This is a genomic window from Bacillus sp. AFS041924 (assembly GCF_002577195.1).
Classification (GTDB): Bacteria; Bacillota; Bacilli; order Bacillales; family Bacillaceae_G; genus Gottfriedia.
The window spans coordinates 1-11,133 of sequence record NZ_NULG01000110.1 but is presented as its reverse complement, the minus strand read 5'-3'; the positions used below and the strand labels follow the sequence as shown (position 1 = coordinate 11,133).

General features: G+C 37.1%; 4 protein-coding genes. 1 reads left to right on the top strand and 3 read right to left on the bottom strand.

Going from position 1 to position 11,133, the window contains the following annotated elements; all coding sequences use genetic code 11:
- Nucleotides 1–531 precede the first annotated feature (531 nt).
- From COC46_RS18440 to COC46_RS18435, 3 genes are all read right to left on the bottom strand, one after another.
- On the bottom strand, nucleotides 532–4,659 hold the full coding sequence (locus COC46_RS18440; RefSeq protein WP_098811380.1) for a S8 family serine peptidase: 4,128 nt from the start codon (nucleotides 4,657–4,659) through the stop codon (nucleotides 532–534).
- Nucleotides 4,660–5,172: 513 nt separating this feature from the next.
- A complete protein-coding gene (locus tag COC46_RS22360; RefSeq protein WP_176545217.1) occupies nucleotides 5,173–5,313 on the bottom strand; it encodes a hypothetical protein in 141 nt (46 codons plus the stop codon).
- 226 nt (nucleotides 5,314–5,539) lie between these two features.
- Nucleotides 5,540–9,682, bottom strand: a complete 4,143-nt coding sequence (locus COC46_RS18435; RefSeq protein ID WP_098811379.1) for a S8 family serine peptidase — start codon at nucleotides 9,680–9,682, stop codon at nucleotides 5,540–5,542.
- A gap of 596 nt (nucleotides 9,683–10,278) precedes the next feature.
- Here COC46_RS18435 and COC46_RS18425 point away from each other — a divergent pair.
- The gene (locus tag COC46_RS18425) at nucleotides 10,279–10,479 is read left to right on the top strand and encodes a hypothetical protein (RefSeq protein ID WP_098811377.1); all 201 of its coding nucleotides are present in this window, start codon (nucleotides 10,279–10,281) and stop codon (nucleotides 10,477–10,479) included.
- Nucleotides 10,480–11,133: the final 654 nt, after the last annotated feature.

Genomic DNA, 11,133 nt, shown 5'->3' with positions numbered 1-11,133 from the left:
TGTAAGTTGTATTTCTTGATTTCCCCTTTTTATCCATAGTTGGTGGTTGCGGATAAATGCAGCAGTAAGTGGTGCTTCTGCACTGGCAATAGAAGAAAATTTATAAATGAATGATATTAGCAGTAATAATATCCGAAATAACAAGATCATCCCTCCTTCTTTTAGAATGACCATCTATATTATCGCGATTCTCATTAAGCAATTATTTGCATCTTTTTAACTCAACCTTTACTTGGATAAAGAAAAGGCTTTACTCTTATTTAAGTAAAGCCCCCGTTTATCTTTTAAGGATTGGTATATATATTTAAAGAAATAGTTGATACTTTCACATTATCGTAAATCGTCTAGAAGAACGAAAAAAAGACAACAACCACAAGGGTTAGTTGCCTCCTTTTAATCCAAGTTCAGCCACACACTCTACATGTGTTAACAGTTGGTCACTCCAATTGAAGCTAGGCTTATGAATTAGTAATGAAACTAGTTAAGAACTTTCTTTTCATCCATTGTATCTCGAGCTAAGATTATTTTTTTTTACTGAATACCTAGCTCACTCTTAATATCTTCAATCCCTTTTCCCTTATATTTCTTTACTGGATTAGGCGAGTCGTCAACAGTAGGATTCTGCATTAAATAATTCTTCTCAAAAAATGCAAAGTCTTTTGCATCAACGTTGCCATCAAAATTTATATCAGCATTCCGTTTATTCGTGCCCCAGTATGTTTGGATGAAAAGTGCATCCTTAATATCGATTACCTCATCCTTATTCACATCTCCTGGAACTGGAGCTATTAAATTTATTTCAGGATTATGATGAGCAGTAGCTTCTCCATCATCATTCACAAATCCTACATGAAATGGTTTATATATCGTAAAATGTCCTGGAAGATCAATTGATTCAACCATTTCTTCAAGTGTAACCGGTAGTTTTTCAGCGCTAATTTGCCCATATCGATTAATTACACCTGGATAATTATTACCTTCCTTATCTTTTACAGTTAAACCTGCTCCTATTTGAGATGGGTCTACTCTCCATGTATTTCTACCCTCTCTTACAAATGATTCTGGAATTCCAAGTGAACCCGAAGTTGCCGAGTGTAGTGGTTTTGTCCAAATCGGGACAATTGCAGAGACCATTGAGATTGTTTCGTTTGATTCATTTGCATAAGAAGCCGTTGATTCTTCAAAAGGATACATAATTTCATACAGATCGTCTTTCGCTTTGAGAGTTACTTCAGCAAATGGAACATCACCTGATACTTTTCCTTCTATAATTTCCATCTTTACATTTAGTTCTGTACTTGTACCTGAATGAACTGAATTAGTTGTAAGTTTAACAGGTCCATATTTTTCCATAGAAGGATGTATTTTTACATCAATCACTTCTAATTGACTATTTGAAAATGTGAAACTAGTAGCTAGTTTTTTAGCATCGTTTAGATTATTTGCTGTTAAAGTAACTTTTACGTTTTCACCTAAGTTTACATAATCATTATCAGTACTACCATATACATACGGCGTACCTTCTGGAACAAATGTAAAGTTCTTATATCTTGTGCCAATTCCAGCTGTATTGAATCCTTGTAATTCAACATTTACAATTTTTTCGGTTGGATCAATTGGAATTTCATATGAGAAATTTCCTTCTTTATCAACATAGAATCCATTGGTATAGAAATAATTATTATTCTTTTCCATGATAAAATTACTTGATTGATCAATCGCAATCCCTTGCTTTCTATAGTCATCATTCGTTTTATCAAAAACTTTTCCAGCAATAGGATATGATGTCGTACCAGGCTTTACTTCTATAAAGCCATCTTTTAGATCCGTAGTAAACGTAGGGCCTGTAATATCAATCATAGTATGGTCTATCATTGAGAACGTTTTCCCTTGATTATTCGTTCCAATCATTTTCACTTTATAATGTGCTGGCCCATATGGTACTTTTACTGGTTTAGTTGAAATTGGTTGTTTGGCATCCCCTGTGAATGGTAAATACATTCCAGAAAATACTCCATTTACATAATAATCAGTATCATCATTTAATTGAGAAGAATCCATTTGCCCTAAATACCCAATTTCCTGATTGGTATCGCCATCTAATAAAATGAAATCTAGTGTTTCCATATTTGATTTTGAATTAAATAGTACGGTTGTGTTGTAATCTAACAATGGATACCAATTCGTATAATCAGAAGTCATCATCTTATTAACTGTTTTCATTGAGTTGAATCCTTCTTCTATATAGTGAACACCAAATGGTATTTGATACTGCTCTTTAGAATCTACATTATTCGTAAAAACAATATAGCCTTCATAAATTCCTTTTTCGGCAGTTTTTGGAATGTCTAAATTAAAGTTGATTGATTTTTGACTAATTCCTTTTAATTTTACAGATGTTGGACCTGTTAATTTCACATTATTTTTTGACGCATCTTTAGATCCTTTTAATCCTGTCTGATAGCGAATGTCCACATTAAATGTTTTCGTCTGTTCACTTCGGTTTTTAAGTTTAATATCACGAGTCGCTGATTGATTTTTGTCATTAAAACTGATTGATCCAAAGCTCATTGCACCTGTTAATTCATTAATTAGTTTTTCCTTTCCATTAATGAGTGTAGGTGTTTTATCAACGACACTTAATTCAACATTTGAGTGAATTGCTTCATAAGCATCAACACGTCCACTACCTATTTCAAATACACTATATTCTTTCGACAATGGATCCGCTGTATTCATCAAAATTGATTTTACATCTGCAGGCTGCAAATCTTTATTCGATTGAAGTAGCAATGCAGATACCCCTGCAACAAAAGGAGTAGCCATTGAAGTGCCAGATAAGCGCTCGTAAGCAATCTTATAATCTTCAGGCTTTGTGCCATCGACTGCTTTATCATTTATATAAAATGGAACAGTTGAAAGAACGGCAACACCAGGTCCTGTTATTTCAGGTTTGATATCATAATTAATGCGAGAAGGACCTCTTGAACTAAAACTAGCTAATTCATCTTCAGGTGTTTTCATTTTAGTAAAATTATCAAAAGAGAAGTCTGTTTTACCAGCATTAATCGCCGCCGAAATTGCTAGCCCATCTTCATATGAAATCGAAAATGTTGGAATAGCAAATACTGACTCACCTACATAGGTTTGAATGATTCCCTCGGCTTTGTTTTCTTCATTATTATAAATGATGACTCCAGCTGCTCCATTATTCTTGGCAGCTTTAATTTTATCAACAAATGCAGTTTCACCGCGTTTGATAAAGGCAATTTTGCCTTTTACATCTTTCCCATAGTAATCAGCAGGCTTTCCTAGGCCAACTTCAACTAAATTGAATGTTTTACCCTTTAATGTCGTTAAATCATCTACATAGTTTCTTGCTAATTCTCTTAATGTATAATCACGGCTATTTTGTTTACTAGAATATTGATAAATATCAATTGCACTTGACGATGCACCAACCGTCAGTGCCAACGCTGCTGCTCCAGGCGATCCAAGTGTATACATCTGATCTCCACTATTTCCCGCAGCAACAACAGTGGTCACTCCACTTAATACAGCATTGTTAACCGCTACGGATGTAGCAAAAAGTGGATTATTGATCGTTGCACCTAATGACATATTAATGACATTCATACCGTCCTTCACCGCTTGATCTAGCGCTGCAATGATGTCATCGCTCGTCCCACTTCCATATGGTCCAAGTACCCGGTAAGCATATAGATCAGCTTCTGGAGCAGAACCAATCGTTTTGTATTCACTATTAGCAACACCTCGTCCGCCAATGATACCAGCTACATGCGTACCATGCTCTGTATAATATGTATTTGCGCTACTGAGCTCTGGCCAACCTGATTTTTTCCAATCCGCATAAGTCGTTTCCATCGGATCGCTATCATTATCGACAAAATCATATCCACCTTTATATGCATCTTTTAAGTCTGGATGATTATAATCAATTCCTGTATCAAGAATACCAATTTTAATTCCTTTTCCTGTTAGACCTTCTTCATGTAAACGGTCTAATCCATCATATGGTGAATAATTCGCAATATTAAATTCATCCGCTTTAAATTGGTCTGTAATTTCCTTTTGATTAGGTGGATCAATCTTGAATTGTTCAATACTCCAGACATTTTTTACGACCTTTGATTTTAATAAGTTCTCAACTTGGTTTGCTGGCAGACTCATTGATATACCATTTAATGCCGTTTTAAATGAACGTTTAATCTTGTAATCTACAGTTGATCTTTTTTCATCTATTAATACTTGGCCAACTTCAGCTCTAAATGTATTATGGTCTTGGTCAACTAACGCTGCAGCCTCGCTCTCAGTAAGTTGTTTGCCTTCCACACTTGCTTCAATTTTTGCTACCTTTGCTGGCTTATTAGCAAATTCAACAATTACATCCGTCAGTTTACTAGACTTTAAATCAATATCAGAAGAAATTTGAAGACCTGTCGTTGCGTTTGTCTTTAGTTGATTCAAAGCAGCCCTTTGCATTGGAGTTAGTTTTGCAAGCATTTCCTCTACATTTGTCGGACTAATAGCTTTCGATACATTCGTGACATTTCCAAATGACGCTAAAATAAAGCTAGATGATAGCGCTAAAACAGTCATGCTCTTTACAAACTTATTTTTTTGTATATACCTACCCATCTTCTTCCTCCCAGTTGTTATTAATTATGTCACTACGAAATGATTCTCTAAAATTACTTTTTCAAATAGTGATGTCTCTTTCTAATAATTCTTATAAAAAACTAATGTTTCTCTAATATTATTCGAAAAATTCAATTAATTAACAATGAGGGTTTTCAAATCCTGCAGGATCAGCACTTAGAACAATTTAGACCTTTCACTGATAGATTTTTGCCATATTATTGGGGTTATTCATTAAATTTCATCTCAATCTTTGGATATCTAACATTTTATTTAGTAATAATTGGAAAATAATTTAATTTATTCTTCCTTATGCCTCCTTTAGAAGTTGTATAAACAATCCTACCAAGACCACCAATTACTTGACTATTACTACTTAAAGTTCTAACTCATTGTAAATATTAATGTTTCGTTAAATACTATAAAATTAATTTATGGATACTTTTACTATTTCATCCTGCTATCTTGCAACTTCGATTAATCGATCCAGTTCATTTTCTTTCTCTCAACTTTTTAAAGCAATCTGTCAAAGAGCGATGGCTTATACATTCTTCGGTTCTTAACTGCAACCTTTTCATTTTGACCAATTCCTTCTGGAACTTCTTGTTCTACAATACCTTGCCATTCAATAACATCATCTGCTTCAACACCCACTTAGACCGCTCAATTTCCTTAGCTTTTTCAAGTTCCCTTTGTCTTCTAATAATCTCATTTCTCATTTGATATGCAGTTAATCGACTACCTCTTCGTTTAGAGTCTAATGAAACGTTTGAAGCCTATGGCAGAATTTATTGTGGCCCATGCTATCAGTCCAAATAAGAGCTAAAATGATATAAAAAAAAGAGCCCTGATCTGATCAGGACTCCCGAAGCAAATTGAATTAAGGTGTTACTCCAAGTTCTCTTAAAATATCAACTAATCTTTTACTCTTCACATTATCTGCAGGTTTTGGCGTATTTTCTACATCTGGATTTACTTTTAAGTAGTTGGTTTTGACAAATCCGATGTCTGTTGTATTAACAATACCATCAAAGTTAATATCTGCTTCGCGATTATTTGTGCCCCAAGCTTTTTGAATCGCCAGTGCATCGTAAATGTCGATTACTTGGTCTTGGTTTACATCACCTGCTACTGCTTCTTTGTTGTCAATGTACATATATTGCCCATACCATACACCGTTGCGGAAGAAGCCAACTTTTTGATTTTTTTGTATCGTAATAAAGTGCCCGGGTAGGTGTACTTCTTTGGTAAATAGTTGATCCGTTAACGGAAGCTTAGTCGCAAGGAACTCTGGGTTTAATGTACTTTTTATAGTTGCATCGTATACTTTACCCGTAGCATCGGTTAAGATTACTTTAGCCCCAGCTTGAACCCAATCTTTTTTATTCCACATTATAACTTGACCAGATGCATACTTTCTAAAACCTTCTGCTGTAAGATAGCCAAATGCTTCAGAGAACGTAGGGGTCACGTTCCAAGAAAATGGTGAAAAGAAGAGATTGGTTGATGTGCCCGCTTCATTCACATAAGAAACATTTGCATTAAATCCTGCTACTGTAGTGTAAGCAGTATCTTTCACCTTAATAGTTACGTCTACAGCAGGAATTTTGCCAGAAACTTCTTTCGTAGACGCTACATCTAGTTTGATTGATGGTTTTCCATTCGTATAGGTAACGGTTACTGTTCCTTTACCAAACTCACTTAATGCTGTATTAGCTTTTGCTTCAACCACTTCTAGTTGAGTGCCAAATTTAGGAACATAACCACTATAGTCTAACAAATTCCAAGTGGCTGACTTTAATTTTTGTACATTGTCCAGTGTGAGCGTAGTGGTAATCGTTTCCCCTAATGCGATCGATTTTTGTTTACTTGTTCCATAAGCAAATGGAGTACCTTCTTTAACAAAGTAGTAGGCTTTGCTTCCACCTATGTTCCCACCTGCATCCAATCCATCCATCTTAACGCTTAGGACCGGAGTTTTTTCATCCATCAGGATTTCTTGTTTCCATTTTCCCGCTGTGTCCATACGGACAGTGCTGGATATTGGACTGTTCCGGGACCACATGAGCGAGTTTTTGGATTGGTCGACTGCCATTCCTGCTTGTTTTGCCGCTTCAATTTCTTTGTCATAGATTTGCACTTCTATTGGATAAGTAGTTTGACCTGGTTTGTATTCAAGAATCGGAGACTCTTGATCCAATGAGCTTGTAAAAGTAGGTTGATCAATATCTACTATTAGATCGAAGTATTTGGTAAGAACTTTGTCAGCCTCAGTAGTCGTAACCGTTTTCAGTTGGTATTGCCCCGGTTTTGCTTGTGCTGTTTCTGTGGAGATTCCATCGGCTGTAAACGGATAGTAGTTTCCATTAAACATAACTAGTGAATAGTTTGTATCAATCTCTTTTCCAACCAGATTGAGTCGTCCAACGAAACCAAGCCCTTGCCCCGATTTCCGATCTACTAAGATCATGTCCATGGTTTTCATCGGTGTTTTCAAGTTCATTTGTGCATTTACAGAGGAATGTTTATTATTAAATTTGCCATAGTGATCATAGCGATAGTAGGCTGGGGAAATGATATTACTATCTCCGATATCCAGTGTTTTGAAGTTGTCTTCCGCTGTACGAACACTAAATGGAATCCGATATTGCTCGGTTTTATCCTCTTGGTTGGTCACTAAGAGGTAACCTTCGTAAATTCCTTCGGCAGCAGCTTTAGGTACTTCGATGGTAACATGTAGACTTTCAGTAGAAGCTGGATCCACTGTTATGTTTGGGCGGAATTTCAATTGTACCTGGTTGGCTACGGCATCTAGGCTACCTTTCACCGCTTGGAACTGAACGTTCAAATTGAAATTCTTTACTTTATCAGTTAGGTTTTGAAATTTCAACTTTTTGGTAACGCTAAGATCTTCACCTGCAAAATGAGTGCCAAACGCAATGCCACCTGTTTTTTCTTTGATAGTAGTGATTACATCACCGTTAGGAACTAGGGTTGTATCATGTACTTGAATCTTCATCCCAGTATGAACGGCTTGATAAGGATCCACGCGTCCTGCTCCCACTTCAAATACACTGTAGGAACCATTCAGTGGATCAGCCGTGTTCATCATGATTGTTTTTACATCTTCAGGCTGTAACGTTGGATTGACTTGTAATAAAAGTGCTGCTACACCAGCCGCATTTGGCGTCGCCATGGAAGTACCTGAGAGACGAGCATATGCATATTTGTAATCTGTTGGTGCGTCATGGTTCCCTATGTATGCGGGTACAGAAGACAACACACTAACTCCAGGAGCGGTGACTTCTGGCTTGATGTCATAGGTAATTTTGGCTGGTCCACGAGAACTGAAGTCAGCTAGGGTGTCCCCTTGTGTTTTGGTTACAGATAAATTACTAAATGTGAAGGATTTATTTCCTTCAGTTAGTTGCTCCTTCACCTTGAGTCCATCCTCTTGAGTAAGAGAGAAAGTAGGAATAAAGTTTTGATCTTCTCCCAAGTAAGTAGGAATATGGCCAGGTGCGTTGTTATACATTAAAACAGCCGCCGCGCCATGTTGTTTCGCAAACTTCACTTTATCTGTAAATGCATATGTTCCCCTAGCAACGAAAGCGATTTTGCCATTCACATCTTTGCCCGTGTAATTCGCGTCACCACCAAGACCTACGTCTACAAGATCTAAACTTTTTCCTTCTAGAGTAGATAGGTTATCAGTGAAGGATATCGCCATGTTACGCAGTTCCAGCCCACTGAGTGTTCCGATCGCCCCTTTCATGGACGAATTAGAAATGGATACATCGCTGGCTCCAACGGTGAGAGCGAGTGCAGCAGTTCCAGGAGAGCCGAGAGTGTAAGAGTTAAGTCCTGAGTTACCCGCAGCCACCACGGCAGTGACATCACTTAATACCGCATAGTTCACGGCTGTACTCGTTGGAGAGTATGGATCGTTAATTCCTGCTCCCAAGGACATGTTAATGACATCCATGCCATCGGCAACGGCTCGATCGATCCCCGCCATTACGGCTTCCGAAGTACCGCTACCATATGGTCCAAGGACACGGTACACATAGAGGTCAGCATCCGGAGCGACTCCTTTGACAGAGACTTCACTATCGTTTTTAGCTTGACCGACGATGATTCCAGATACGTGAGTCCCATGCTCCGTGTAGTAGGGTATTCCGTTATTGAATTCCGGGTCAACTGACTTTTTCCAATCTGCGTAGGTGGTTTCCATCGGATCGTTGTCATTATCGACAAAGTCATAGCCACCTTTGAAGGCATCTTTTAGATCAGGATGATTGTAGTCGACCCCTGAATCGATAACCCCTACTTTTACGCCTTTCCCTGTGATTCCTTCCGCATGAAGCTTGTCAACTCCTACAAAGGGAACACTAGCCGCTTGCGTCGAAGCGTTATTCGATTCTTCCTGTGCGATGGAAGGGGGCTCTACCGTAAAGGTGATATTTTTGTGTAGGGATTGGACCACTTCCGATTTCATCAACTTCTCTACTTGGTTCGCAGCAAGGGTAAGAGCCACCCCGTTATAAGAAGTTTTGTAGGAACGGGTGATTTTATAAGAAGTTTCTGCACTTTTGTCTTCTGAAGAAGAAGTGGCAGCAGGTAAGATTTTTTTCAGATCACTTTGGAATGTGGAATGTTCTTGATCTACCTGTTCATTGGCTTCTTGTTTGGTTACTTTTTTGCCTTTCAGAGCGGCCTCTAATACAGCTACTTTTCCTGGCTTGGACTTAAATTGTACGATTACAGAAATGTCTTTGTCTGATTTCAGATCTTCATCTGAAAATCCCTGCAAGCCATAGTTTTCTGTCATCTCAAGTTGGTTTAAGGCCGCTTGTTGTTCTGGGGTGAGCGATGCTAAGATTTGTTCTGCTGATTTACCAGCTGCACCCGAAACATGTCCGATCCCAAACTGGACGGATGGGAAAAGTAGACCCAATGATAAAGCAATGGCAGTTGAAGTTTTCGATGTTTTGCTATATAAACGATATTTTCTCTCTTTCATAGGCTCCCTCTTTCTTGCTAAGAATTTGTAAAGATCGTAACGAAATTATTGAAGCATAAGCGTAAAAAGCGATAGAACTGAGAAAGTGCGCTTTAACAATTTTGATTTCAACAAAATTCCTCCTACATTTTTCAATTTGGCATTAGAGCCATCTTGTCCGAAAATATTATTTCTTCTAAATCACATCCCCTCCACTTTTATCTGAAAATTATTATAATTCAAAATTATTACAATTCACATTGTACCTACTCCTTAGAACAGGGTCAATTGGGGGATTTCCATGTTATTCCATTAACCCATTCATCTAAAAATATTTTAAACACGTGTCAATAAAGCACGAAAACCTGTGAAAAATAGCATATTTCCAAGGTGGATGGGTGAAATTTTGTAATAAATTAGCAAATTATGAACATTTTGACCTTGGGGGAAAGACCGAAAATTTTAAATCATTCTATCAATTCTTACAATTTTATAGAATCAAATCGATAGATAATCTTATTAGCAAGGACCTCAAAGCCATAACAAAACCATTGAAACTTTACGAAATAAAAAGCCAGAGTATGTATATCCCTATACTGAAAGTGTCCTAACAAAAGATGATCACATGGAATCGAGAATTAACAGACAATAAAATTAATGAACTTCAAATCGAAAATGCTCAACTAGATGAAAAATTGAAGGAATGCGAAAACGAGAATTACGCAATTAATATCGGTAAAAAGCTAAAAGATGTACTAGACTTAAATGAATTAACACCTGCTATCCTCCATTCACTGGTTGAGAAGATTACTTGTTAAAATGATGGAACCTTCCATATTGAATATAGCCTTGTGAATCCGTTACAAGAAACGAAAAAAGGCAACGCCCAGAAAATGGGTTAGTTGCCTTCCTTTTGTTCAGCAATAATAAACTTTTGCTTTTTCTCCCCCCAAACCCGCATTCCAATGCTCCCATTTTTTCCCATTGTTAATAAACCTTTGATACAAAACCCCATTTTTCGATTTTTTCATTCTAACTTTTTTCGCAATTCTTTATTATTTTCCGAATAAAGTCTTGATACAAAAAGAGGGAAAAGGCTTGAGGTGACTCTGATCGTCCCTTATTCCTTTTCCCTGTTCATGCCTTTTCTCAGATGTTTATTCTGATTTTGGCAAAGGTTTATTTTGTTTAGCAGATGTTTATTTTTGTGTTACACCTTTAAAATGAGTTGCGCCACACACTCAACATGTGTCGAGTGTATGTGGCAACACAAGAGATGTTGGTGGGTTTATCAACATTATTGTGTCATTATATACCTAAGTATCAGAAATTAGAAAGGGACAACTAAAATTATGCCTCTTTCTTAATATCGAAGTTCCCTTACTTATGCAACTATCCTACCAGCGTACAATAAAAACGACCGCCGAAACAGTCGTTAGTTGTTCAACTAAAGCATGCTTATATATAGTATC